Genomic DNA, 26005 nt, shown 5'->3' on the forward strand with positions numbered 1-26005 from the left:
AACCCTCACCCTCCCGGAAGGCACCCGCCATGGCCGAGTCCGCGTCGCTCCTGTTCAACCCGCACACCTACGACCCCGAGCACTTCGACCCGGAGACCCGCAGGCTGCTCCGCGCCACCGTCGACTGGTTCGAGGCGCGCGGCAAGCGCCGGCTGATCGAGGACTACCGCTCCCGCGCCTGGCTCGGCGACTTCCTCGACTTCGCCGCGCGGGAAGGCCTGTTCGCCACCTTCCTCACCCCCGCCTCCGCCGCGGGGAAGGACGACCAGCGCTGGGACACCGCCCGGATCGCCGCCCTCAACGAGATCTTCGGGTTCTACGGCCTCGACTACTGGTACGCCTGGCAGGTGACCATCCTCGGCCTCGGCCCGGTCTGGCAGAGCGACAACGCCGACGCCCGCGCCCGGGCGGCCGAACTCCTCGCCCAGGGTGAGGTGTTCGCCTTCGGCCTCTCCGAGAAGACCCACGGCGCCGACATCTACTCCACCGACATGCTGCTGACGCCGGACGGCGACGGCGGCTTCCTGGCCTCCGGTTCCAAGTACTACATCGGCAACGGCAACGCCGCCGGTCTCGTCTCCGTCTTCGGCCGCCGCACCGACGTCGAGGGCCCCGACGGTTACGTCTTCTTCGCCGCCGACAGCCGCCACGAGGCGTACCGGCTCGTGAAGAACGTCGTCGACTCCTCCAAGTACGTCAGCGAGTTCCGCCTCGCCGACTACCCGGTCGCGCCCGCCGACATCCTGCACACCGGCCGCGCCGCCTTCGACGCCGCGCTCAACACCGTCAACGTCGGCAAGTTCAACCTCTGCACCGCCTCCATCGGCATCTGCGAGCACGCGATGTACGAGGCCGTCACCCATGCGAGCAACCGCATCCTCTACGGCCGCCCGGTCACCGCCTTCCCGCACGTGCGCCGTGAGCTGACCGACGCCTACGTCCGGCTCGTCGGGATGAAGCTGTTCAGCGACCGCGCCGTCGACTACTTCCGCTCCGCCGGGCCCGACGACCGCCGCTACCTCCTCTTCAACCCGATGACGAAGATGAAGGTGACCACGGAGGGCGAGAAGGTCATCGACCTGATGTGGGACGTCATCGCCGCCAAGGGCTTCGAGAAGGACAACTACTTCGCCCAGGCCGCCATCGAGATCCGGGGCCTGCCCAAGCTGGAGGGCACGGTCCACGTGAACCTCGCGCTGATCCTGAAGTTCATGCACAACCACCTGCTCAACCCGGTCGACTACCCGGCCGTCCCGACCCGTCTCGACGCCGCCGACGACGCGTTCCTCTTCCGGCAGGGTCCGGCCCGCGGCCTCGGCTCCGTACGCTTCCACGACTGGCGCACCGCGTTCGACGCGTACGCCGAGGTGGCCAACGTCGCCCGCTTCCGCGAGCAGGCCGACGCCCTGTGCACCTTCGTCGAGACGGCCGCCCCCGACGAGGAGCAGAGCCGCGACCTGGACCTCCTCCTCGCCGTCGGCCAGCTCTTCGCCCTCGTCGTCCACGGCCAGCTCATCCTGGAGCAGGCCCGCCTGACCGGCCTCGACGAGGAGCTGCTGGACGAGCTGTTCGCCGTGCTCGTACGCGACTTCTCCGCGCACGCCGTCGAACTGCACGGCAAGGACTCCGCCACCGAGGACCAGCAGGAGTGGGCGCTGGGCGCGGTCCGCCGGCCGGTCGTCGACGCGGAGCGTTCGGCCCGGATCTGGGAGCGTGTGGAGGCGCTGTCGGGGGCGTACGAGATGGCTGAGTGACCGACGGCGACGCCGGGCGGCCCGTTCCCCGGACACCCCCGCCTCGCCGGAACTAATCTGGAGATCCACCAGAGATGACGGCGATGCGGGGGAAAAGGGTGCAGCTGGATGCGGGGCCGGTCAGCCGTCTGTTCTTCGGGCGGGACGATGCGGAGACGGACCTGCGGGACGGTCTCCTGAAAGGGCCGGTCTTCCGGCCCACGTACGCCTACCGTGAGGCCCTGTCCGGTCGGAAGTCCCTCGTCATCGGCCGGAAGGGCTCCGGGAAGAGCGCCATCTGCCGTCACCTGGCCGGCCCGGACGGCCACCCGGGCGCCTCGGTGCTCATCGCACCGGACGACGCGGCCGGCGACGAGATCCGCCGCTTCTCCCTTCAGGGCCTCACCCCCGACACCGCCAAGTCGCTGATCTGGCGTTACATCTTCGCCGTTCACGCGGCACGCCATCTCACCGGTCACGCACGCGCCGCCCACGGCCGGCGGCTCCCGGGATCCGTCCGTGCGGTGCGGTCCTTCCTGGAGGCCAACGGCGAGTCGGACGACGCGCGTCTGTACGAAAGGCTCCGCCGAGGCATCGGCCGGCTCCAGTCCGCCGATCTCTCGCTCAAGGCATTCGGCTTCGAAGCGGCTCTGGGCATCGGCGGCGCTTCCGAGGGTGCGGAGGCCTCCCGTCAGCTCGACGTCCTGGAAGCGGGGGTGCAGGCCGGGTTCGCCGATCTCGGCTGTGCCCGCCTGCACCCGCCGCTGCTGCTCCTCGTCGACCAGCTGGAGCAGGTGTGGACCGTCGAGCCCGAGAGCCACGCCCTGGTCACGGGGCTGCTGCTCGCCGCGAAACACACCATGTCCTTCTACGACAACGCTGTGCGTACGGCGCTGTTCATCCGCGCCGACATCTACGACACCCTGAATTTCGGTGACGGCGACAAGTTCCACAGCGACGAGATCCGCATTTCCTGGGCCCGCGAAGCCCTGGAGGACCTGGCGCTCCACCGGGCCCGGGCCTCGCTCGGAGCCCCTCTCACCAGGCAGGAACTGTGGGGGACCTGTTCCCGGTGAGCGTCAAGGGGGAGCCGACGTCCGCGTACATCCTCCGTCACTCGCTGCCGCGCCCGCGCGACACCATCCAGTTCCTCAACGTCTGCCGCGACATCGCCGACGAGGCAGGCAACTTCACGATCACCGAGCACGATGTGCTGGCCGCCACGGAACGGTTCTCCGGTTGGAAGCTCCAGGACCTGGCCAAGGAATATCTGATCAGCCATCCTTTCCTGCGCTCTCTCTTCGTTCTGTTCGAGAACGCGGGCTACGTCGTGATGCGGGCCGCCCTGGAAGACCGCTTCGAAGCCTGCAAGCGGTCACTCCACCTGGCGTTCTCCGACTACACCGAAAGCCTCACCACACAAGGCGTCATCGACGTGCTCTACGGAGTCGGCTTCATCGGCGTGAAGCGCGGCAACGACACCGTCTACGCCGGCGGCAGCGCCACGCCCCCGCTGCCCGACGAGGACGAGTTCCATGTGCACCCGTGCTTCAGGACGGCGCTGAACTGCCTCGGGGCCATGGAGCTGCCCACCTATCTGCCCGGCCGGGCCCGGAACCCGGTCGTCGGGCACAGCTCTCTCGCCGCCGCGATCACCGCGGCCGACGTCGGACTCACGGTCAACCGGAACGTACGCCTGCTCAACGAGGTGACCGCCGCCGGCGAGCGGCTGCTCCGGCAACTGACCCGGTCCGGCCTCCCGGACAACATGCGGGAAGAGGTGTACGCCGAGATCGCGCGGGTCGTCGCCGTGGCCGAGGAGGCCCGAAGCGAACAGCCCGACGGCGGCAGACGGGACGTGCCCGACCATGTCCTGGCGGCCGCGGTCTATCTCGACGCGCTCGCGACGCGACTGGCCGCGCACGGATTCCGGGACCGTACGGTCACGAGGGGGCTGGAGGACGAGTCCCGGGCCCTCATCAGGTCCCTCGGGGGATCCCTGGGAGGCGGCGGGGGCGGAGGGTCCGACTCCGGATGACCGGGTCGCGCCAGGGCCCGTCCGGCCGTTCCCGTCGTCGCCCATAGGGCACCACCTCCGTTTGCGGGGTGGTGGACATCGCGTTTCAGTGGGAGAGCCCCCTCGCCTTCCCTGGAGCAGACATGTCGATGGCGTTCGGTTCACCCCTCGGTCCGTCCGATCCGTTCAGCGATCTGCTGAACCGGTTCTTCGGGATGTCGCCCGCCTCCTCGCCCCCCGCGATGCAGCGCGTCCCGATCGGGCGGCTGCTGACGGAGTCCTCCCACGAGCTGCTGGGCCGGGCGACGAGCAAGGCGGCCGAGGACGGCACCGCGGACCTCGACACCGAGCACCTGCTGTGGGCGGCCACCCAGGTCGAACCCTCGCGCGGGCTGCTGTCCCGGGCCGGGGTCGACCCCGACGCGCTCGCCGCGCAGCTCGACGAGGTGCTGCCCCGGGAGTCCGCCGAGCCGTCCGCCGAGCCCGGGCTCACCCCGGCGGCGAAGCGGACCCTCACCGCCGCCTACGCCCGTTCCCAGGCGGCCGGGGTGTCCTACATCGGCCCCGAGCACATCCTCGGCGCACTCATCGACGACGCGAACTCCGGTGCCGGGCGGTTCCTGGGTTCGGACGACCTCGACGTAGGGAAGCTGCGCGGCGCGGCCGACCGGGCGGCGGGCCCGGACGGGGCTCCCGGCGGGGCCAAGCAGCCTGCGACGACCCTCGACGAATTCGGCCGGGACCTCACGGAGGAGGCCAAGGCCGGCAAGCTCGACCCCGTGGTCGGGCGGGCCGAGGAGATCGAGCAGACCATCGAGATCCTCTCGCGGCGCTCCAAGAACAACCCTGTCCTCATCGGCGAGCCCGGCGTCGGCAAGACCGCCATCGTGGAGGGCCTGGCCCAGAGCATCGTCGCGGGAGAGGTGCCCGACACCCTCAAGGACAAGCGCGTCGTCTCCCTGGACCTGTCCGGCATGGTCGCCGGAGCCCAGTACCGCGGCCAGTTCGAGGAGCGGCTGAAGAAGGTCATCGAGGACGTGCAGAAGGCCGAGGGGGAGATCATCCTCTTCATCGACGAACTCCACACGGTCGTCGGCGCGGGCGCCACGGGCGAGGGCTCCATGGACGCGGGCAACATGCTCAAGCCCGCCCTCGCCCGCGGTGAACTGCACGTCGTCGGCGCGACGACGATCGACGAGTACCGCAAGCACATCGAGAAGGACGCCGCCCTGGAGCGCCGCTTCCAGCCCGTCCTGGTCCCGGAGCCCACCGTCGAGGAGACCATCCAGATCCTCGAAGGACTGCGGGACGCCTACGAGGCCCACCACCAGGTCCGCTTCGCCGACGGGGCCCTCACGGCGGCCGCCGAACTGTCCGACCGCTACATCAGCGACCGCTTCCTGCCCGACAAGGCCATCGACCTGATGGACCAGGCCGGGGCCCGCGTACGGCTGCGCAGCGCGAACCGCTCCACCGAGGTCGTCAGCCGCGAGGACCGCCTCGCCAAACTGCGCCGCGAGAAGGACGAAGCGGTCGCCGGCGAGGAGTTCGAGAAGGCGTCCGGGCTGAAGCAGCAGATCGCCGAGGTCGAGGGCGAACTCGCCGGGATCGAGGAGCGCCGCGAGGGCGTCGTCTCGGTCACCTCCTCCGACATCGCCGACGTCGTCTCCCGCCGCACCGGCATCCCGGTCTCCCAGCTCACCGCCAGCGAGAAGGAGAAGCTCCTCAAGCTGGAGGAGGAGATGCACGCCCGGATCGTCGGCCAGGAGGAGGCCGTCACCGCGGTCTCCGAAGCCGTACGCCGCAACCGCGCCGGCATGGGCGACCCGAACCGGCCCGTCGGCTCGTTCCTCTTCCTCGGCCCCACCGGCGTCGGCAAGACGGAGCTGGCCAAGACGCTCGCCGAGCTGCTGTTCGGCGAGGACGACCGGATGGTCCGCTTCGACATGAGCGAGTTCCAGGAGAAGCACACGGTCGCCCGGCTCGTCGGCGCGCCTCCCGGATACGTCGGTTACGACGAGGCCGGCCAGCTCACCGAGAAGGTGCGGCGCAACCCCTACAGCGTCGTCCTGTTCGACGAGGTCGAGAAGGCGCACCCCGACGTCTTCAACACGCTGCTCCAGATCCTCGACGACGGCCGCCTCACCGACGGACAGGGCCGCACCGTCGACTTCCGGCACTGCGTCGTCATCATGACGTCCAACATCGGCGCCCACCGCATCCTCGCCCACGAGGGCGATGCCGCCGAGCTCAAGGACGAGCTGATGGAGGACCTGCGCGGCCGGTTCCTGCCCGAGTTCCTCAACCGCATCGACGACATCATCGTCTTCCACAGCCTCACCGAGGACGACCTGTCCGAGATCGTCGACCACCTCCTGGACCGCAGCAAGCACCGCGTCCACGCCCAGGGCATGACTCTGGAGGTCACCGAGGCGGCGAAGAAACTCCTGGTCGCCCACGGCTACCAGCCGGAGTTCGGCGCCCGCCCGCTGCGCCGCACGATCCAGACGGAACTGGACAACCGCGTCGCCTCCCTGCTGCTCGGCGGCGAAGCCGACCCCGGGGACACGATCGTCGCCGACGTGGTCGACGACTCCCTGCACTGCACCATCCGCAAGGGCGACGGCGCCGGAGAGACCCCCGCCGCCGACGAGGCCGCCGCGGCGGCCGACACCCCCGACGGCAAGGAGTGAGCGATGTCCCACCATCACCACAAGTCGAACGAAGAGGTCGAGGGCGACCCGGACACCGGCCACAGCCGCGGGATGCCCCGCCGCCCGGACGAGAAGCAGCTCGACGAGCGCCTGGAGGAGGACCGCGAGGAAATGGGCCTCGACCCGGACGGGAGGAACCGGAAGAAGAAGTCCGACTAGGGACCCGGTAAGAAGAAGTCCGACTAGGGACCCGGTCCGAAAAAGGCTCTCAGTCCTCGGGCAGCCGCTCCAGCGCGGCCGCCACATCCGTCTGGCCCGCGATCTCCCGCAGAGCGCGGGCCAGCACCGATCCCGGCTCCCGGGCGACGGTCACCAGACCGACCGGCACCGCCCGCGCCGGCTCGACCAGCGGCACCGCCCGCATCCCGTGCGGCACCCCGAAGACATGCAGCCAGGTGTGCGGCACGACGCTCGCCCACCGGCCCGTCCTGACATGGGCGAAGAGCGTCGCCACCGAGTCCGTCTCGACCCGGGGCGACGGCCGCACCCCGGCCTCCGCGAACACCTCGTCCAGCACCCGGCGCCCCTGCATCGCCTCCGTGAGCAGACACAGGGGCAGCCGCGCGGCCTCCGCCCAGGTCGCCGCCGTCCGGTGGGCGGGGGCGTCGGCCGCACCGGTGAGCAGCACGTACCGCTCCTCGTACAGCGGAACCGTCCGGTACTGCTCCCCGAGATCCTCGTGGAGATAGGTGATTCCGGCGTCGATCTCGAAGTCCCGCAGCTGCCGCAGCACGTCCTCGGACTGGAGATCCCCTATGACCTCCACCGTCACCAGTGGATGCGCCAGACAGAAGGGGGCGGTCAGCAGCGCGACGGTCCCGGACGCCGTCGGAACCGAACCGATGCGCATCCGCCCGCTCAGCCCGGTACGCAGATGGCCCGCCTCGCTCGTGAGCGCGTCGCGGTCCGCCAGGATCCGCTGCGCCCAGACGACGATCCGCTCGCCCTCGGGCGTCAGCCCCTCGTACTTGCGGCCGCGCAGCACCAGCGGGACGTCGAGCTCGTCCTCCAGTTTGCGGACCGCCTCCGAGAGGGCCGGCTGGGAGACATGACAGGCCTGGGCGGCGCGGGCGAAGTGGCGCTCGCGGGAGAGGGCCACCAGGTACTCGAGTTGACGGAACAGCACCCCACGGGTCTACCGGACGCCCTCACGGAATGCCAATCAGGAGCCTCCGCCGGAGTGCCGTCCCGCCTCCGCCGCGTGGTGCACCCGCTCGTCACCCGCGTACACGTTCATGGAGGCGCCCCGCAGGAACCCCACCAGCGTCAGACCGCTGTCCGCCGCGAGGTCGACCGCGAGCGACGACGGCGCGGAGACCGCCGCGAGCAGCGGGATCCCGGCCATCACCGCCTTCTGCACCAGCTCGAACGAGGCCCGGCCGCTCACCATCAGGACCGACCCGCGCAGCGGCAGGAGCCCCGAGCGCAGGGCGTGGCCGACGACCTTGTCCACGGCGTTGTGCCGCCCGACGTCCTCCCGCAGACACACCAGCTCCCCGTCGGCCGTGAAGAGCCCCGCGGCGTGCAGACCTCCGGTGGTGTCGAACACCCGCTGGGCCGCCCGCAGCCGGTCCGGGAGGGCTGCCAGCACGTCCGTACCGATACGCAGCGGATCCTCGGCGACCGACCAGGCGGCCGTCGTGCGCACCGCATCCAGCCCCGCCTTGCCGCACAGACCGCACGAGGAGGTCGTGTAGAAGTTCCGTTCCAGGGACGGGTCGGGGGCCGCGACGCCGGGGGCCAGGGCGACGTCGACCACGTTGTACGTGTTGCCGCCGTCGGCCGTGGCGCCCGCGCAGTAACGGATCCCGGCCACGTCCTCCGCGCGGTGCAGCACGCCCTCGCTGACGAGGAAGCCGGCCGCGAGGTCGAAGTCGTCGCCCGGCGTGCGCATGGTCACCGCCAGCGGGCGCCCGCCAACCCGGATCTCCATCGGCTCCTCGGCGGCCAGGGTGTCCGGCCGGTACGAGGAGTGCCCCTCCCGTACGCGCAGGACGCGCCGCCGCGCGGTCACCCGGCCCACGGTTCGCTCCTCTCCTCGTCGGTCGCGGCGGTGCGTTCGAGGCGGACCACCACGCCCTTGGAGGTCGGGCAGTTGCTGATGTCGGCGACGCTGTCCAGCGGCACCAGGACGTTGGTCTCCGGGTAGTACGCCGCCGCCGAGCCACGGCTCGCCGGGTACGCCACGACCCGGAAGTTCTCCGCGCGGCGTTCCCGCCCGTCGTGCCAGACGCTCACCAGGTCCACGGTGTCCCGGTCGGCGAGCCCGAGTTCCGCCAGATCGGCGGGGTTCACGAGGACGACCCGGCGGGCGTCGTGGATGCCCCGGTAGCGGTCGTTCGGCGCGTACCAGACGGTGTTCCACTGGTCGTGCGAGCGCAGGGTCTGCAACAGCAGATGTCCCTCGGGGACCTGCGGCATGGTGAAGTCGTTGCGGGTGAAGACGGCCTTGCCGCTCGGCGTCGGGAAGACCCCCCGGTTCACCGGGTTGGGCAGGGTGAAGCCGCCGGGCTCGGCCACCCGCGCGTTGAAGTCCTCGAAGCCGGGGACGACCCGGGAGATCCGGTCGCGGACGGTGCCGTAGTCCGCCTCGAACAGCTCCCAGGGGATCTCCGGCTCCTCGCCCAGCGTCAGCCGGGCCAGCCGGGCGATGATCGCGACCTCGCTGAGCAGATACGGGGAGGCCGGCGGCAGCTTCCCCCGGGAGGCGTGGACGTCGCTCATGGAGTCCTCGACGGTCACGAACTGCTCGCCGGTGGCCTGCACGTCCCGGTCGCTGCGGCCGAGGGTCGGCAGGATGAGGGCGGTGTCGCCGCAGACCGTGTGGGAACGGTTGAGCTTGGTGGAGATGTGCGCGGTGAGGCGGCAGGTGCGCATCGCGGCCTCGGTGACCGCACTGTCGGGCGTGGCCCGCACGAAGTTGCCCGCGACGCCCAGGAACACCTTCGCGCGCCCCTCGTCCATGGCCCGGATGCTGTTCACCGCGTCCAGACCGTGGTGGGCGGGAGGGGTGAAGCCGAACTCCGCCTCCAGCGCGTCGAGGAACTCCTGAGGCATCTGCTCCCATACGCCCATCGTGCGGTCGCCCTGGACGTTGCTGTGCCCGCGCACCGGGCAGACGCCCGCGCCGGGCCTGCCGATATTGCCCCGGGCCAGCAGGAAGTTGATGACCTCGCGGATGGTGGGCACCCCGTGCTTGTGCTGGGTGAGCCCCATCGCCCAGCACACGATGACCTTCTCGCTCCTCAGGACCCGCTCGAACACCTCCTGGATCTCCTCGCGGGACAGCCCGGTCGCCGCCAGGACGTCCGCCCAGTCGGTCTTCCGGGCGTGCGCGGCGAAGTCCTCGAAGCCGGTGGTGTGCGTACGGATGAACGCGTGGTCCAGTACGGTGCCGGGCGCGGCGTCCTCGGCCTCCAGGAGCAGCAGGTTCAGCGCCTGGAACAGGGCGAGGTCGCCGCCCGCGCGGATGTGCAGGAACTGGTCGGCGATCGGCGTGCCCCGGCCGATCAGACCGCGCGCCTTCTGCGGATGCTTGAACCGCATCAGCCCGGCCTCGGGCAGGGTGTTGACCGCGACGACCTGCCCGCCGTTGCGCTTGGTCTCCTCCAGCGCCGACAGCATCCGGGGGTGATTGGTCCCCGGGTTCTGCCCCACGACGAAGATCAGGTCGGCGTGGTGGATGTCGTCGAGGGAGACGCTGCCCTTGCCGATGCCCAGCGTCTGCGACATCGCCGATCCGCTGGACTCGTGGCACATGTTCGAGCAGTCCGGCAGGTTGTTCGTGCCGTACGCGCGGGCGAAGAGCTGGAGGAGGAACGCGGCCTCGTTGTTCAGCCGGCCCGATACGTAGAAAAGCGCCTCGTCGGGGGAGTCCAGGCCCCGCAGCTCCCCGGCGAGCAGCCTCAGCGCATCGTCCCAGCCGATCGGCTCGTAATGAGTCCCGCCGGGCCGCTTCACCATGGGCTCGGTCAGCCGGCCCTGCTGGTTCAGCCAGTAGTCGGACGCCCCGCCGAGCTCCGCGATCGAGTGCTCGCGGAAGAACTCCCGGGTGACGCGCCGCGAGGTCGCCTCGTCGTTGATGTGCTTGGCGCCGTTCTCGCAGTACTCGTTCATGTGCCGCTTGCCGGGCGCCGGTTCGGGCCACGCGCAGCCGGGGCAGTCGATGCCCTTGGGCTGGTTGATGTTGAGCAGCGTCAGCGCGGTACGACGCGGAGACGTCTGGCCCAGGGAGTACTCCAACGCGTGGGTCACCGCGGGCAGACCAGTCGCCCAGGTCTTCGGCGGGGTGACCCGCAGATCGTCGCTCGGGTCGCCCTCGATGCGGCTGCTCATGACGGAATGCGCCTCTATTTCTCTGCCTCGGGGTCGTCGGACCGTTCGTTATGGGGATGGCGCGTCGAATATCCGCCTGTTCCCCGAGGGAAGTCAAAGAGGTGAATTCGATGAGCTGAAAGGTCTGGCCTATCAGCGCGTATGTGCAGGTCAAATGGGTTCTTCGGAGAGGCGGTGAGGTATTTTCCGGATGTGATCGGCGGTGCCGATCACGTAAGAGAGAAAGCCTCTTTGACTTCATCCGGGAATCCCCCGAAAGTGGTCGGCGGGTGAGAAAAGCGTGACTGCCCCCGGGCAGAGGAAGAAGGCCGCCCCGTGTCCCGACCGCTCCTCGACGGGCCCGCCCCGTCCCCGCTGACGGACCGGTTCGGCCGGATCCACACCGACCTGCGGGTCTCGCTCACCGATCGCTGCAATCTGCGCTGCACGTACTGCATGCCCGCCGAAGGCCTGAACTGGCTGCCCCGGCCCGAACTGCTCACCGACGACGAGGTGGTCCGCCTCGTCCGCGTCGCCACCGGGCGTCTCGGCATCACCGAGGTACGGCTGACCGGCGGCGAACCGTTGCTGCGCCGGGGGCTGCCCGGGCTTGTCGCCCGGCTGCGCGCCCTGCCCGATCCTCCCGAACTGTCCCTCACCACCAACGGCATCGGCCTGGCCCGCAGCGCCGCCGCCCTGCGCGACGCCGGGCTGAGCCGGGTCAACGTCAGCCTGGACACCCTGCGCCCCGAGCGGTTCACCGCGATCACCCGTCGCGACCGGCTCGCCGACGTCCTGGCCGGACTGCGCGCGGCCCGTACGGCCGGCCTCACCCCCGTCAAGGTCAACACGGTTCCGGTGCGCGGGGTCAACGACGACGAGATCGCCGAACTCGCCGCGTTCGCCGTCGAGCACGGCTACCGGGCGCGGTTCATCGAATCGATGCCCCTGGACGCGCAGGGCGCCTGGGACCGGGACCGGATGGTCACCGCCGAGGAGATCCTGGGCCGCCTCGGCGAGCGGTTCGACCTTGTCCCGGTGGGCCGCCGCGGCAACGCGCCCGCCGAGGAGTGGCGGATCGCCGGTACGGACACGGTGGTGGGCGTCATCGCCAGTGTCACCCGCCCGTTCTGCGGCGGCTGCGACCGGGTGCGGCTCACCGCCGACGGGCAGTTGCGCAACTGCCTCTTCGCCACCGGGGAGTCGGACCTGCGGGCCCTGCTGCGGGGCGGTGCCGAGGACACGGAGATCGAGGCGGCCTGGCGTAACTGCATCGCCGGGAAGGCCCCGGCCACGCCATCGACAGCCCGGAGTTCCGCCGGCCGGAGCGCCCGATGTCGGCCATCGGCGGCTGACACCCGCACACGAGGAAGCCGACACCCGCACACGAGGAAGACGAGGAAGCACACATGACCGCGGGACCCCTGCCCACGGACTGGGAGAAGGCCCGGGCCGCCGCCCGCGCCGTACCGCCCCTGCCGCCCGTCGCCCGCGATCTCGCCGACGCGCTCGGCCACGCCCTCGCGGAGCCGCTGACGGCGCTCACCGATCTGCCGCCGTTCGACACCTCCGCCATGGACGGCTGGGCCGTGGCCGGACCGGGCCCCTGGCAGCCGGCGGGCGGCGGTGTCCTGGCCGGCGGTCAGCCCGAGGCGTTGCGGCCCGGGACCGCCGTCCCCATCGCCACCGGCGCCCGCCTGCCGGAGGGCGCCGACGCCGTGCTCCGCAGCGAGGACGGGGAGAACGATGCCGGGGGAGGGCTGCTGCTCGACCGCTCCACGAGCCCCGGGCCGCCTGCGCCGGGCCGTGACATCAGGCCGCGCGGCCAGGAGTGCCGTGCGGATGACCCCCTCCTTCCCGCCGGTACGAGCGTGACCCCCACCGTCCTCGGCCTGGCGGCGGCCGCCGGTTACGACCGGCTCACCGTGCACCGCCGCCCCCGCGTGGACCTGCTCGTCCTCGGCGACGAACTGCTGGCGACGGGGCTGCCCCGGGACGGCCGGATACGCGACGCCCTCGGTCCGCTCCTGCCGGCCTGGCTGAACGGTCGGGGCGCGGACGTCGTCGGCCGTCCTCTGCTGCCGGACGGCTTCGGACCGCTGTACGAGGCCGTGCGCGACTCCGCCGCCGATGTCGTCGTCACCACGGGCAGTACCGCGGCCGGGCCCGTGGACTTCCTGCACGACGCCCTCCGCGCGGTGGGGGCCCGGCTCCTCGTCGACTCCGTCGCCGTACGGCCCGGCCACCCCATGCTGCTGGCCGAACTGCCGCCCGGAGCCGACGGACGACCCCGGCATCTGGTGGGCCTGCCGGGCAATCCGCTGGCCGCCGTCGCGGGCGCGGTGACCCTCGCCGTACCGCTGCTGCGTCGCCTCGGTGGGCACGCGGACGCCGGGCCGCTCGACGCGGTCTGCGCGGCCGCGCTGCCGGGGCACCCGCGGGACACCCGGCTGCTGCCGGTACGCCGCACCGGGCGTGCGGTGGCGCCGCTGCCGTTCGACGGGCCGGCGATGCTGCGCGGTCTCGCCCTCGCCGACGGGCTGGCGGTGGTGCCGCCCGGCGGGGTGGAGTCCGGAGGGGTCGTCGAGGTGCTGGAGGTACCTCGGGCCTGACCGCCCCCGCCCCGTCCTACCCCCCCACACACACGCTGAGGACCCGACCATGACGCATCTGCCCGACGCCTCCGACGACTTCTCCGGTGCTCCGGGCGGTGATCCGATCCGGCTGCTCGCCGTGCGCGACCGACCGCTCTCCCTCGACGAGGTGTACGCCGCGGTCGGCGACGACGCCGCCGGTGGCACCGCCCTCTTCGTCGGCACCGTGCGCGACCACGACGGCGGGAGGCCCGTAACCCTCCTGGACTACAGCGCGCACCCCGGCGCCGGGGCCGAGCTGCGCCGGGTGGCGGAGAAGGTCGTGGCCGACTTCCCGGTCCGGGCGCTGGCCGCCGTCCATCGCACCGGCCGCTTGGCCGTGGGCGAGATCGCGGTCGTCGCGGCCGTCTCCTGCGCCCACCGTGCGGAGGCGTTCGCCGCCTGCGAGCGTCTGGTCGAGGACCTCAAGCACGAGGTCCCGGTCTGGAAGCACCAGATCTTCGCGGACGGCGACGAGGAGTGGGTCGGCGCGTGCTGAGCGACCGGGGGGAGCGGAACGGCCCGGGTGCGCCCGACGGGGGCGCGTCCGGCGGGTCAGGCGGGCGCGGCAGGCCAGGCGTACCCGGCGGTGCGGGTGGTTCCGGCGGGGCAGGTGGTCCCGGCAGGGCGGGTGGTTCCGGCGCGCCCGACGGGACGGGCGGGGCTGATGGTTCCGGTGGTTCCGGCGAGACGGGCAGTGCGTCGGGTGCGGGCGGTCGGCCGCGGGTCCTGCTCACCCGCGTGGGGCGGGCGCTGTCCCCCCGGGGTGCGCTGGCCCTCCAGAGTGTCGACGGCGCCGTCTCCTTCGCCCTGCGCGCCGCGCTCGCCATGGCGGTGCCCGCCCTGCCGCTGGCCCTGGCGGGCCGGGCCGATCTCGCCGTCTACACGATGCTCGGCTCCTTCATCACCACCTTCGGCCGCGATCTGCCCTACGTGCAAAGGGCCCGCGTCCTCTCCGTCGTCGCCGTGGCGATGACCGCGTGCGTGGGCTGCGGCTCGGCGCTCGCCGTCTGGGCGCAGCCGAGGGACGGGGGAGCGGGCGCCGCCGTGACGGTCGCGGCGATGGCCCTCGTGGCCGCCGCCGCGAAGTTCGCCTGTGACGCGGCCCGGCTCAGAGGCCTCGGCGCGGTGCTGCTGCTCTTCGCCTTCGCCGTGGCGGCCTACGGCTCGACCGACCCCTCCGACATCCCCGTGCAGACGGCCCTGGCCGCGACCGGGGCGGCCGTGGCCTGGCTGCTCGCCGTGCTCGGGTGGTTCGTGCACCCGGACCGCCCGCAGCGGCTCGCCGTGGCCGCCGCCCTGCGCGAGCTGGCGGACCTGTGGGAGGCGGCGGGTACGGGAGGCGGGCGCGGGCTCGTACGGCACCGGGCGACGGCCGCCGTGCTCCAGGCGTACCGCACCCTCGGGGTCCAGCCGCCCACCGGGGCGGAACGGGACGGCCGGGGCGACACCTGCCTCCGGCTCACCGACCTGGCATGGGCGCTGCTCATCGGCGCCGCGCGCCGCGCACCCGACGATCCCCACGGCCCGGCACGCGGTCTGCGCCGGCAGGCCGGGATCCTGGTCGGCCGCCGTCGGCGCCTGCCCCGGATGCTCCCCGAACTGGCGGCCCTGTCCCGGACCGTCACGGCGGAGAGCGCCGCCCCGGCCCCGGACGGGCCGGACCCCGCCGCCCCGGCCGGTCCGCGTGCCGCCGAGGCGCGGGCCTCGGAGCTGGTGACGGGGCGGGGCCACGGCAGCGCCGTCCGTACGGCGGTCCTCACCGTGCCCGCGCTGCGCATGTTCCTCGGCACCGGACTCGCCGGAGCGGCGGCGCTGCCCCTCGGGCTCGGCCACGGCTACTGGGCGGCGATCTCCGCCGCGGCGGTCCTGCACTCGGTCAACGTACGGACGGCGGCGCAGCGGGCCGCGCAGCGCACCCTGGGCACGATGGCGGGGCTGCTGCTCGCGCTCGGGATCCTGGCCGCGCGCCCCGAACCGGTGGTCCTCGTCGTCGTGATCGTGGTGATGGAGTTCCTGCTGGAGTACGTCGTCGCCCGCAACTACGGGCTCGGCGTCGTCTTCCTCACCCCACTGGCGCTGCTGCTCACCGACCTGGCTGCTCCCTCGCCGGCCGGGGACCTCGTCCAGGACCGGGCGCTGAGCAGTCTGGTCGGGGTCGGCATCGCGCTGGTCTGCGCCCTGTTGGTGGTCCACGACCGGGCCGCCGTACGGGCACGGCGCGCCCTGGCCGCGTGCCGGGCGGCTTCGGGGCGCGCCGAACGCGCCCTGGCCGAGGACTCGGTGGCGTCCTTCCCCGCCGCTCAGGAGGAACTGGCCGCGGCCGTCGTGGAGTTGCGCGCGGCGGACGACGCCGCGGCGGGCGAGCTCTGGCCTGCCGAGATCGATCCCACCGAACTCGCCGCCGCGGAACGGCGCGCCTACCTGCTCCTGGAACGGTTCGCCCGGCCGGGGTGAGAGCGGGCCCGCGACCGCTCAGGCGCCCGGCACCACCGTGATCTTGACGTGCTTCATGATCGGCTGGTCGCTCTGGGTGCTGTAGTCGCCCAGCGCGCACAGCACGTTCATCTCCGGCATGTAACCGGCCGCACAGCCGCGCGGGATGTCGTACGGGACCGCCGTGTAGCCGTTCAGGAACCGCCGGGTGCCGTCCTTCGCCGTGCTCGTGATGTCGACGGGACCCATGTCGGCGATCCCGCGTTCACGCATGTCGGCCCGGTTCATGAAGATCAGCGTGCGCAGGTTCTTGATGCCCCGGTAGCGGTCGTTGTCGGAGTAGATGGTGGTGTTCCACTGGTCGTGCGAGCGCATCGTGCCGAGCGCCAGCGTGCCGGGCTCGGGCACGACATCGGGCAGCGGGGCCGCGGAGAACTCGGCGCGCCCCGACGGCGTCAGGAAGACCAGCTCGCGTGCGGGCTGCTTGATCCGGAAGCCGAGAGGCAGCCGGACCCGGCGGTTGAAGTCCTCGAACCCGTCCAGGGCCTCGGCCATCGTGTCCCGGATCCGGTCGTAGTCCTCGATGTACCAGTCCCAGGGGGTCTCGCTGTCCGGCAGGGCGGCGCGCGCCATCCCGGCGACGATGGCCGGCTCGGACAGCAGATGCGGGGAGGCCGGGCGCTTCATCCCGAGGGACATGTGGACCATGCTCATCGAGTCCTCGACCGACGTGCTCTGGACGCCGCCCCGCTGATGGTCCTTCTCGGTGCGGCCGAGGCACGGCAGGATCAGCGCCGCGCGGCCGTGGACGACATGGCTGCGGTTCAGCTTGGTGCTGACCTGGACGGTGAGGTCGCAGGAGCGCAGCGCCGCGTACGTCGCCGGGGTGTCGGGCGCTGCGAGCGCGAAGTTGCCGCCCATCCCGACGAACACCTTCACCTCACCCTCCTGCATCGCCCGGATCGTTCCCACGGTGTCCAGGCCGTGTTCGCGCGGCGGGTCGATCTTGCAGGTCTCGGCGAGCCGGTCCAGGAACTCCTCGGTCGGGCGGTGGTCGATGCCGCAGGTGCGGTTGCCCTGGACGTTGCTGTGCCCGCGCACGGGGGAGGGGCCCGCGCCCTCCCGGCCGAGATTGCCGCGCAGCAGCAGGAGGTTGACGATCTCGCGGACGGTGTCGACGCCGTGCTCGTGCTGGGTGAGGCCCAGGCACCAGCTGATGATGGAGCGGTCGGCCTCCTCGTACACCTGCGCCGCCTTGAGGATGTCGGCGCGGCTCAGCCCGGACTGGTGCTCCAGCTCCTCCCAGGGCGTGGCCTCGCACAGCGCCCGGTACTCCTCGAAGCCGGTGGTGTGACGGTCGATGAAGGTACGGTCCAGGGCCTTGGGGTCGCTCGCCGACTTCTCCAGGACCGCCTTGGCCATGCCGCGCAGCAGCGCCATGTCACCGCCGATGCGCGGCTGGAGGTTCAGCGTGCTGGTCTTCGTGGTCTTGAACAGCGCCATGTCCGTGAAGTCGTGCGGCACGATGGTGCGGGTGGCCGCCGCCTCGACCAGCGGGTTGACGTGCACGATCTGCGCGCCGCGCCGGTCGGCCTCGGCGAGGGCGGTCAGCATCCGGGGCGCGTTCGAGGCGGCGTTGACGCCCAGGATGAACAGGGCGTCCGCGGACTCCCAGTCCGCGAGGTCGACCGTGCCCTTTCCGGTGCCCAGGGAGGCCTGGAGGGCCCGACCGCTGGCCTCGTGGCACATGTTGGAGCAGTCCGGCAGATTGTTCGTACCCAGCTCGCGGGCCATCAGCTGGTAGAGGAAGGTGGCCTCGTTGCCGAGCCGGCCGGAGGTGTAGTACGCCGCCCGGTTCGGGCTGTCGAGGCCGCGCAGGGTGGCTCCGACCAGCTCGAACGCGTCCTTCCAGCTGATCGGTACGTAGTGGTCGGACTCGGCGTCGTACACCATCGGCTCGGTCAGCCGGCCCTGGTTCTCCAGGTCGTAGTCGCTCCACCCGTACAGCTCGGTCACCGAGTGCGCGGCGAAGAACTCGCGCCCGACGCGCTTGGGCGTCATCTCCCAGGTGACGTGCTTGATGCCGTTCTCGCAGATGTCCAGGTGGAGGCCCTTGGTGTCGTCCGGCCACGCGCACCCGGGGCAGTCGAAGCCGCCGTTCTCGTGGTTCATCCGCATGATCGCGCGGGGGCCGTCCACCAGCGCGCGTTCCTCCACCAGGAAGCGGGTCACGCTCTTCGCCGCTCCCCACCCCGCGGCGGGATGGTGGTAGGGCCGGAACTGCGGATCGCCCTCCGGGACGGGACCGACCCGGGGCTCCAGGGACTCCCGCGCTTCCTTGCCGGTGCTCACGTCCTTGTCGATGCTCACGGCGCTTCCACCCTTTCACCTGCGAATACGGCGGATCGATGGGCATGGTGGGGCGTAATGGGTCCTTCCGGCAGGCTATGCCCGGGGTTTCCCGGCTGCCAGTCGGGTCAGGGGCCGCTGCCGGTCGAGTCCGGGGGCCGCTGCCGATCGGGCTTCGGGTCCCCTGCCGATCAGCCGCGACAGCGCTCCGGAACTGCGGGCCGGATCACCCGCGCATACGCTGACATGGTCCGGCCCCGGCTGCGGGGAACGCCTCGTGGCACAGGGCTCAGGCCCCTCGGGCAGCCACGTGAGGCCTCACATGAACGACATGAACACCTACCGCCGGTTCCTGCTCCCCGCCGTTCCCCGGCTCGCGGGCTCCCTGCTGGTCGGAGCCGCCGTCGGCGTGCTGGTCGGCGTGCTCCTCACCAACGTGCCGCTGGGCTTCCTCGTCGGCATCGCCCTCTCCCAGACCGTCTTCGTCGTCACGGGATGGCTCGTCCTGTGGCCGATGGACGCCGCCGCGACCCACGACAACGCCCGGCGCGAGGAGTTCCGGCCCGTCGCCGAGGAACTCGTCGTCGTCACGGCCGCCCTGTCCGGCCTGGTCGGCATCGTGCTGTTGCTGCTGATCGGCGACTCGGACCTGAGCCACACGGCGGCCGCCCTGGCGCTCGGCGGCGTGTTCATGTCCTGGGCGGCGCTGCATCTGATGTACGCGGCCCGTTACGCGTACATCTACCACCAGACGCCCGGCGGCGGGATCGACTTCAACGCGAAGGAGCCGCCGCGCTACATCGACTTCTTCTACTTCAGCTACAACCTGGGCATGACGTACCAGGTCTCCGACAACAACGTCTCCACCACCAGGATCCGCGCGGTCGCCCTCCGTCACTGCCTGCTGTCGTACATCTTCGGCGCCAGCATCCTGGCCACCACGATCAACCTGGTCGCCGGCATCGTCACCGGCTGAGGGCCGAGGCGATCAGCACTCGGGGAGCGTCAGCCGCCGGGTCACGCGCAGCGCCGACTCCAGCAGCCGCGCTCTGACCTCGGTGGTCCGGTACATCCGGTCGGACCGGAACGAGATGCCGATCGAACCGACCTGGTCACCGCAGTACACCGGTACCGCCGCGCACGTCGTACCCCGTGAGTACTCCCCCCGGTCCATCGAGAGCGGCCCGGCGGGGGCGTCGAGCTCCCGCAGCAGCTCTTCCCGGCGCGTGATGGTGCGGGGGGTGAGGTCGGCCAGCGCGTGCCGGGCCAGGTAGTTGGCGCGCGCCTCCGGGTCCAGCTCGCGCAGCACGCTCTTGCCGAGCGCGGTCGCGTGCCCGGCCTCCTGGAAGCTCACCCAGACGTTCACCCGCGGTGCGCGCGGGCTGTCGACGATCTCCAGGACCCGGATCTCGCCCTCGTCGTAGAGCGTCAGGTAGACGGCGGCGGACAGCTTGTCGCGCAGCGAGGACAGCAGGGGGCGGATACGCTCCTGCGACGCCAGGCCGTCATCGGCGGGCCCCAGCAGGGGGCCCCGCTCGTGGAGGGCGAACGCACCGTCGTCCAGCTCGTCCAGATAGCCGTCCTGCGCGAGCTCGTGCAGGAGCCGCCGGGCGGTGAGCTCCGGCAGCCCGGCCGCCCGGGCCAGCTGCTGTACGGACGCGCCGTCCGGGTGCGTCCCGGCGGCCTCCAGCAACCGGAGGTCCTGCCGGACGGACACCGTCGGCTCGGGGCCGGCCTGGTCACCCATGGCACCAGGATGGACCCGGCGCCGGGGTGCGGCAAGGCCGGTCCTCCGGCCGGACGCGGACCGGTCCCCCCGGCAGGACGCGGATACGGCGGATGACCCGCCCGGCATTCGGTACGCTCTCGTCTGATCTTCGGGGCACGTGCGGGCTCCGGACTGCCGTGACCAGGGGGATGGTTTCTTCAATGAGCAGCGCGTCTTCGACCGATCCGTTCCAGCCGCTCAAGGCCGACGACCCGGCGGTGGTCGGGGGCTACCGGCTGGCCGCCGTGCTGGGTGCGGGCGGCATGGGCAAGGTGTATCTCTCGTACACGCCCGGCGGGCGACCCCTCGCGATCAAGGTGATCCGGGCCGAGTTCAGCGAGGACCCGGAATTCCGGCGGCGCTTCCAGCAGGAGGTGCGGTCCGCGCAGCGCGTGCAGGGGCTGTACACCGCGCCGGTCATCGACTCGGACACCGAGGGCGCGCAGCCCTGGCTGGCCACGGCCTATGTGCCGGGCCCCTCGCTCGCGCACGCGGTGGCCCGGCACGGCGGACTGCCGTTGCGCAGTGTGCTGCTGCTGACGGTCGGGGTCGCCGAGGCGCTCGGGGTCATCCACGGCGCGGGCATCGTGCACCGCGACCTGAAGCCCGCCAACGTCCTGCTCGCCTCCGACGGCCCGCGGGTCATCGACTTCGGTATCGCCCGGGCCGCCGACACGACCGCCCTGACCGGTACGGGCGTCAGCGTCGGCACCCCGGCGTTCATGGCCCCGGAGCAGGCGGCGGCCGGCACCGTCACCCCGGCCACCGACGTCTTCGCCCTGGGCCAGATCGCCGCCTACGCCGCGATCGGCGCGCCCGCGTTCGGCGAGGGGCCCTCGCACGCGGTGCTCTACCGGATCGTCCACGAGAACCCCGACCTCAGCCGGCTGCCCGACGAACTCCGCCCCCTGGTCACCCGCTGCCTCAGCCGCGACCCCGCCGACCGGCCCGCCCTGGCCGACGTCATCCGCATGTGCCACGAGATCTCGCCCGAGCCCCTGCGCCAGGGCGAGGACTGGCTCCCGCAGGCGGTCGCCGGGTCGATCACCGAGCGGCTGCGGATGCCCGCCCCGGCGCCGACACCGCCCCCGCAGCCGAGCGCCGCGCCGACGCCCACCGAGTTCGCCCCGGGGAATCCGCCGACCCCGCCGCCGGGAGGCCCCCACTACACCCCGACCGGGTACGCGGTGGCCTCCGCGCCGACGCAGACCGGCCCGGGCCCGTCGGGTACGCCCGGTGCGCCCGGTGCGCCGGGCGCTCCCGGAGCCCCGGGTGCCCCCGGGAACGTACCGCCCGGCCCGTGGCAGCGGAACGCGCACCAGCAGGGGCATCCCACGCCGCCGCCCCACCCCTCCGGCTTCCAGCAGCCGAGCCCCCAGCAGTCGGGGTTCCAACAGCAGGGCTTCCAGCAGTCCGGATTCCAGCAGCCAGGGTTCCAGCAGTCCGGCTTTCAGCCGCAGGCGCCGCGTCCCAAGCGGACGGGCCTGATCGTCGCCGCGTCCGTCATCGGCGTGCTGGTCGTGCTCGGCGTGATCGGGTACCTGCTGCCGGACGACGAGAAGTCCGGCAAGGAGGGCCGGGCCGGATCGTCGTCCTCCAGCGACAGTTCACCGGGCAGCGCGAACGGAGGCTCCGGCGGCGGCGGTTCGGCGGACAAGGCCCGGGACAAGCCGGTGGACCCCAAGCCCGTCACCTACGAGGGCATCGACGTGACGGCGAGCTACGAGCTGATGCTCGCCGACAACCCGCCGCGCCCGAGGGAGAACGAGGGCAGCAACGTCATCTACGGCGACGCGGACTTCTACTACTACCGGGACTCCCTCTTCAGCGACGAGCAGGTCGGTACCGCCAACGGCAAGCTGGTCGTGCTGAAGAACTCGCAGAAGGGCTCGCTGGAGGTCTGCCGCCAGGAGACCCGGTTCACGGAGAAGCTGGAGCTCAAGCAACTCTCGCCCGGTTCGCAGATCTGCGTCCTCAGCAAGGCCGGGCACATCGCCGTGGTCACCTACCGCGGCAAGTCGGGCGCCGACGACCCGAGCCACTACATCACCGTCGATCTGACGGTCTGGCGCAACGCCGAGGAAGCGCAGATGGATTGACGGACAGTCAGTCCGCCTGTCCCCACCCTCGCCCCGCCCCGGTCAGCACGTCGCGCCGGGGCGGACGGGCTTCAGGCCGACGAGATAGGCGTCGACCTTCTCCGTGACACAGGCGTCGCCGCGCCCGTACGCGGTGTGCCCCATCCCCTCGTACGTGAGCAGCATCCCGCCCGGGAACTGGTCCGCGAGGCTCACCGCCTCCTCGTACGGGGTCGACGGGTCACCGGTGGTGCCGACGACCAGCACCGGCACCACCCCGTCGGCGGCGACCCGGTGCGGCGTCCGGCCGCCGGACGGCCAGCCACGGCAGGTGAGTTCGGCGGTCACCGCGGCCGTGCCGTAGACCCCGGCGGCCTTCTCCGCGCGCGGCAGGGCGGCCCAGTAGGCGTCCGGGTCGCGCGGGTGCGGAACGTCCAGGCAGTTGACCGCGGTCAGCGCGGCGCCCTCGTTGTCGGCGGGAGTCTCCTCCTCGTCTTCCTCGCCGCTCTCGTCCTCGGTGGAACCGGTGTCCTCCTCGCCGCCGTCCTCTTCCTCGTCGGGCGCCGGCTCCTCCTCGTCCAGCGCGCCCAGTTCGGTCGCGTCCCCCGCGTCGGCCGCCGCCAACGCCCGGGACAGCGGCTCCCATTGGTCCTCCGGCGTGTACATCGCCATCGACACCGCGTCGAGCACGGCCGTCGCGTCCATCCCGCCGTACTCCGCGTACGCGCTGTCCTCGGAGACCGGCAGCGGCTCGCGTTCGGCACGGGCGTAGAGCCGTTCGATCAGCGCGCGTATCGCGCCGGGGCTGTCGGCCGGGCAGCTGTCACCGGCGACCTCCGCGCAGTGGTCGGCGTAGTCGTCCACGCTCCGCCGGAACCCGGCCGACTGGCTGAGCACCCGCTGCGACCAGTCCAACGACGGGTCGATCGCCCCGTCCAGCACCATCGCCCGGACCCGGCGCGGGAAGAGTTCGGCGTACGCGGTGCCCAGGCTCGTCCCGTACGACCAGCCCAGGTAGGTCAGTTCGCGCTCGCCCAGCGCGACGCGGAGCACATCCAGGTCACGGGCCGCGTCCTGGGTTCCGACGTGCCGCAGGAGGCCGCCGCTGTGCCGCTCGCAGTCCTTCGCGGCGGCCCGCGCCCCCTCGTCGGCGGCCGCGCGCTCCTTCTCCGTACGGGGGTGGAGCGGTGCGACGCCTTCCGACGCGGGCGGCTCCGGCGCGTCCTCCTCGGCCTCGTCGTCGCTCGCCGCGCAGGTCAGGGCAGGGACGCTCGCCCCGACCCCGCGCGGGTCGAAGGCGACGATGTCGAAGCGGTCGCGGGCCGCCCGGCCGAACGCCTCGTCCATGCCCTCTTCGAGGGACCGGACCCCGGCCGCCCCCGGCCCGCCCGGGTTGTAGACGAGCGAGCCGATCCGCCGGTCCGGCTTCCCGGCCGCCGCCGCACGCGCCACCGGCAGAACGAAGGTCTTGCCGTTCCCCGGGTCGTCGTAGTCCCGGGGAACGGTCAGCCGGGCGCACGCGTACCCCTCCGTGTCGCAGTCCGTCCACCGCAGCCGCTGGCCGTAGAACGGCTTGAGGTCGGGCCGGGACGCGGGGTCGGCCGACGCGGGGGCGGCCCCGGCCCGGCCCGGTCCGGTGGCGGGACCGGCCGTGCAGGAGGTGAGCGCGACCGAACAGGCGAGGGCCAGGGCGGTGACGAGGGCGGGGCGGCGGCGGACGGGGTGGTTCAACGGACTGCTCCCAGGGGTCGGGGCGTGCGGTTCCCCGGCAGCATTCCTGGTCGATGCTGAGGATTTGATGAGTCGGCCCGGCAGCAACCTCACGGCCGGACCCGGGCTGACCTGTGGCGCGATCGCTCGACGGCTCTGCGGCCCGTCGTCAGCCCTCCGCCGGTGGCCGGTCGCCGTTCGGCAGGCGCAGCACGAACCGGGCCCCGCCGCGTCGCCCGGCCCCGGCCGTGAGGCTGCCGCCGTGGGCGTGTGCGACCCACGAGGCGATGGACAGCCCGAGTCCGGTCGACCGCGACCCGCTCCGGAACCGGTCGAACAGCGCCCCCGCCACCTCGGGCGGCAGCCCCGGCCCGGCGTCCTCCACCGTCACGGTCGCCGAGGCTCCGTCGGCGGCGACGGTCACCTCCACCTCGGCCGGGGCCCCGGGCGCCCGGCCGTGGACGAGCGCGTTGCCGACGAGATTGGCCACGGCACGCCGTACGAGGTCGGGGTCGGCGACCACGACGGCCTCCTGGGCCTCCACCGTCACCCGGTGGCCGTCCGCCGGCGCGTCCTCCACCACCGCTTCCACCAACTGGTCCAGCCGCAGCGGCTCCACCGCGAGCACGGCCGTCCCCGACATCAGCCGGGCCCGGGTGAGCAGCCCGTCCACCAGCGAGCCCATCCCCTCGGCAAGACGCAGCGTGCGCCGGTGCACGTCGGTGCTGTCCGTGTCCCCGCGCAACGCGGTCTCGGCGAGGGTCCGCAGCGAGGCCGCGGGCGTCCGCAGGTCGTGCGCGGCGTCCGCGAGGAACGACTCCTGCCGGTCCAAAGCCTCCAGGGCGGGCCGGACAGCCCGGCCCGACAGCAGATGCCCGACCAGCGCCGACAGACACACCAGCAGGGCGCAGCCGCCGGTCACCCGCCAGGCGAGCCGCCGGTGGTCGGCCTGCTGCGCGGCGGTGTCCGCCACGGTGACCAGGGCTCCCTGCGGGCGGGCGTCCTCCTCGGCCTCGGGCGGGTAGAACGGCAGGGCGAACAGACGTACCGGCTCGCCCGTGGTCGTACGGCCGTCGAGGGACCGTTCCTCGTCGGCGTTCACGGCCGCCGCGGCCGCCCGCCGTACGGCAGGGCCGTCGACGGTGAGGCACGGCCCGCGCGGCGCGTGTTCCACGACCAGGTCCGCCGGGGCGATCCGGCGCGCGTCCCGCGCGGCGTCCGGCGGGACGGACAGCAGGTGGAGCGGCGGGCAGGCGGTCCCCGCCGTGTCGAGCAGCACCCCGGCGTCCAGCCGCCCGTCCTCGTCGGTCTCCAGCAGGCCGAGCGCCCAGTTGGTGTCCGCGCTCATCGTCCGGTCCAGCTGGTCGCGCCAGCGCACATCGTCGCCGCGCACCGCCCAGGCGGCCATCGCCACCAGCCCCACCGCGCTGGTCAGGGCGAACAACAGGGTGATACGGCGGCGGAGCCGACGCACCCGGGCCGTCGGGGTCAGCGGGCGGGAGGGCCGCGACCGCAGGCGTACGGCTCCGGTCACGAGATCGGGTCCTCCGCCACGGCCAGCCGGTAGCCCGTGCCGCGTACGGTGTGGAGCAGCGGGGGAGCGCCGAGCTTGCGGCGCAGCTGCGAGACCAGCACCTCCAGCACATTGGACCGGTGCTCGGCCATCTCGTCCCAGCAGCGCTCGACCAGCTCCGCCCGGCTGACCGCCTGGTCGGCCCGGTCCGCCAGCACCTCCAGTACCGCGAACTCCCGGCTGGTCAGCGTCAGCAGCACCCCGCCCCGCCGCACCCGCCGCCGTGCCGTGTCGATCTCCAGATCGCCGACCCGCAGCACCGGCGGGGTCACGGCCGGGGCGCGGCGGCACAGACTGCGCACCCGGGCGACCAGCTCCGGGACGGCGAACGGCTTGACCAGATAGTCGTCGCCGCCCCGGGCGAAGCCCTCCACCCGGTCGGCGACGGTGTCCCGGGCGGTCAGGAACAGCACCGGCACCGCGCGCCCGGAGCGCCGCAGCTCCTCCACGTACTCCGCGGCGTCCCCGGCGGGCAGCATCCGGTCGAACACGACACAGTCGTACGCGGTGACGAACAGCGCCTCATCGGCCTGCGGCAGGTCGACCGCCTCGTCGACGGCGAGCCCGGCGGCGCGCAGGGCCGCGGCCACGCCGAAGCGGAGGTTGGCGTCGTCCTCGACCAGCAGCACTCTCACGCCGTCACCCTAACCGCGCCGGGTGACGCCCCTGACCCGCAGGTC

At 72.5% G+C, this 26005-nt stretch carries 18 protein-coding genes and 1 pseudogene; 11 read left to right on the forward strand and 8 right to left on the reverse strand.

Annotated elements, in window-relative coordinates:
- Positions 1-29: 29 nt before the first annotated feature.
- The 5 genes from A3Q37_RS07270 to A3Q37_RS37165 all read left to right on the forward strand — a co-directional run bounded on the left by A3Q37_RS07270 (position 30) and on the right by A3Q37_RS37165 (position 6623).
- Entirely contained in the window at positions 30-1754 is a 1725-nt protein-coding gene (locus tag A3Q37_RS07270) for an acyl-CoA dehydrogenase family protein (RefSeq protein ID WP_065479322.1), read from the forward strand.
- Positions 1755-1852: 98 nt separating this feature from the next.
- On the forward strand, positions 1853-2809 hold the full coding sequence (locus A3Q37_RS37685) for a P-loop ATPase, Sll1717 family (protein ID WP_255311759.1): 957 nt from the start codon (positions 1853-1855) through the stop codon (positions 2807-2809).
- Entirely contained in the window at positions 2806-3771 is a 966-nt protein-coding gene (locus tag A3Q37_RS37690) for a P-loop ATPase, Sll1717 family (protein WP_255311760.1), read from the forward strand. The genes A3Q37_RS37685 and A3Q37_RS37690 overlap by 4 nt, the downstream gene beginning before the upstream one ends.
- Positions 3772-3893: 122 nt before the next feature.
- Positions 3894-6443 carry an ATP-dependent Clp protease ATP-binding subunit gene (locus A3Q37_RS07280; RefSeq protein WP_065479323.1) on the forward strand — a complete coding sequence of 850 codons (2550 nt, stop codon included), beginning with the start codon at positions 3894-3896 and terminating at the stop codon, positions 6441-6443.
- A 3-nt stretch (positions 6444-6446) separates the two neighbouring features.
- Positions 6447-6623 (forward strand): hypothetical protein, encoded by a 177-nt coding sequence (locus tag A3Q37_RS37165; protein WP_176711366.1) that lies wholly within the window; start codon positions 6447-6449, stop codon positions 6621-6623.
- A gap of 49 nt (positions 6624-6672) precedes the next feature.
- Here the strand turns inward: A3Q37_RS37165 and A3Q37_RS07285 are convergent, their stop codons facing one another.
- The 3 genes from A3Q37_RS07285 to A3Q37_RS07295 are packed head-to-tail and all read right to left on the reverse strand — an operon-like array spanning position 6673 to position 10799.
- The gene (locus A3Q37_RS07285; RefSeq protein WP_065479328.1) at positions 6673-7590 is read right to left on the reverse strand and encodes a LysR family transcriptional regulator; all 918 of its coding nucleotides are present in this window, start codon (positions 7588-7590) and stop codon (positions 6673-6675) included.
- 36 nt (positions 7591-7626) lie between these two features.
- Positions 7627-8487, reverse strand: a complete 861-nt coding sequence (fdhD, locus tag A3Q37_RS07290) for a formate dehydrogenase accessory sulfurtransferase FdhD (protein WP_065479331.1) — start codon at positions 8485-8487, stop codon at positions 7627-7629.
- Positions 8475-10799, reverse strand: coding sequence for an FdhF/YdeP family oxidoreductase (locus A3Q37_RS07295; protein WP_065479334.1), 2325 nt, complete (start codon positions 10797-10799; stop codon positions 8475-8477). Before A3Q37_RS07295 ends, fdhD begins: the two co-directional genes overlap by 13 nt.
- Before the next feature lie 315 nt (positions 10800-11114).
- Between A3Q37_RS07295 and moaA the strand changes: the two are divergent.
- The 4 genes and pseudogenes from moaA (at position 11115) to A3Q37_RS07315 (ending at position 15868) form a co-directional block, all read left to right on the forward strand.
- A pseudogene (gene moaA, locus A3Q37_RS07300) lies at positions 11115-12133 on the forward strand (GTP 3',8-cyclase MoaA).
- Between the two features lie 54 nt (positions 12134-12187).
- Positions 12188-13390, forward strand: coding sequence for a molybdopterin molybdotransferase MoeA (locus tag A3Q37_RS07305; protein ID WP_065479337.1), 1203 nt, complete (start codon positions 12188-12190; stop codon positions 13388-13390).
- Positions 13391-13439: 49 nt separating this feature from the next.
- The gene (locus A3Q37_RS07310; protein ID WP_065479342.1) at positions 13440-13910 is read left to right on the forward strand and encodes a molybdenum cofactor biosynthesis protein MoaE; all 471 of its coding nucleotides are present in this window, start codon (positions 13440-13442) and stop codon (positions 13908-13910) included.
- Between the two features lie 242 nt (positions 13911-14152).
- On the forward strand, positions 14153-15868 hold the full coding sequence (locus A3Q37_RS07315; RefSeq protein ID WP_065479346.1) for an FUSC family protein: 1716 nt from the start codon (positions 14153-14155) through the stop codon (positions 15866-15868).
- Positions 15869-15886: 18 nt separating this feature from the next.
- Here the strand turns inward: A3Q37_RS07315 and A3Q37_RS07320 are convergent, their stop codons facing one another.
- Positions 15887-18169 carry an FdhF/YdeP family oxidoreductase gene (locus A3Q37_RS07320; RefSeq protein ID WP_255311766.1) on the reverse strand — a complete coding sequence of 761 codons (2283 nt, stop codon included), beginning with the start codon at positions 18167-18169 and terminating at the stop codon, positions 15887-15889.
- 358 nt (positions 18170-18527) lie between these two features.
- On the opposite strand from A3Q37_RS07320, the gene A3Q37_RS07325 reads away from it, so the two are divergent.
- Complete coding sequence (locus A3Q37_RS07325; RefSeq protein WP_065479567.1) at positions 18528-19172, forward strand: DUF1345 domain-containing protein; 645 nt, start codon at positions 18528-18530, stop codon at positions 19170-19172.
- 12 nt (positions 19173-19184) lie between these two features.
- Here A3Q37_RS07325 and A3Q37_RS07330 read toward each other — a convergent pair whose 3' ends face one another.
- Positions 19185-19943: an IclR family transcriptional regulator gene (locus tag A3Q37_RS07330; RefSeq protein WP_065479350.1), complete on the reverse strand. Its 759-nt coding sequence runs from the start codon at positions 19941-19943 to the stop codon at positions 19185-19187.
- A 182-nt stretch (positions 19944-20125) separates the two neighbouring features.
- Between A3Q37_RS07330 and A3Q37_RS07335 the strand changes: the two genes are divergently transcribed.
- Positions 20126-22063 (forward strand): serine/threonine-protein kinase, encoded by a 1938-nt coding sequence (locus A3Q37_RS07335; protein ID WP_065479351.1) that lies wholly within the window; start codon positions 20126-20128, stop codon positions 22061-22063.
- Between the two features lie 42 nt (positions 22064-22105).
- Here A3Q37_RS07335 and A3Q37_RS07340 read toward each other — a convergent pair whose 3' ends face one another.
- From A3Q37_RS07340 to A3Q37_RS07350, 3 genes are all read right to left on the reverse strand, one after another.
- Positions 22106-23773, reverse strand: coding sequence for an alpha/beta hydrolase (locus A3Q37_RS07340; RefSeq protein WP_065479354.1), 1668 nt, complete (start codon positions 23771-23773; stop codon positions 22106-22108).
- 148 nt (positions 23774-23921) lie between these two features.
- Entirely contained in the window at positions 23922-25286 is a 1365-nt protein-coding gene (locus A3Q37_RS07345; RefSeq protein ID WP_065479357.1) for a sensor histidine kinase KdpD, read from the reverse strand.
- Positions 25283-25954, reverse strand: a complete 672-nt coding sequence (locus A3Q37_RS07350) for a response regulator transcription factor (RefSeq protein ID WP_065479360.1) — start codon at positions 25952-25954, stop codon at positions 25283-25285. The genes A3Q37_RS07345 and A3Q37_RS07350 overlap by 4 nt, the downstream gene beginning before the upstream one ends.
- Positions 25955-26005 lie beyond the last annotated feature (51 nt).

This window comes from Streptomyces sp. PTY087I2, assembly GCF_001687325.1.
Taxonomy (GTDB): Bacteria; Actinomycetota; Actinomycetes; order Streptomycetales; family Streptomycetaceae; genus Streptomyces.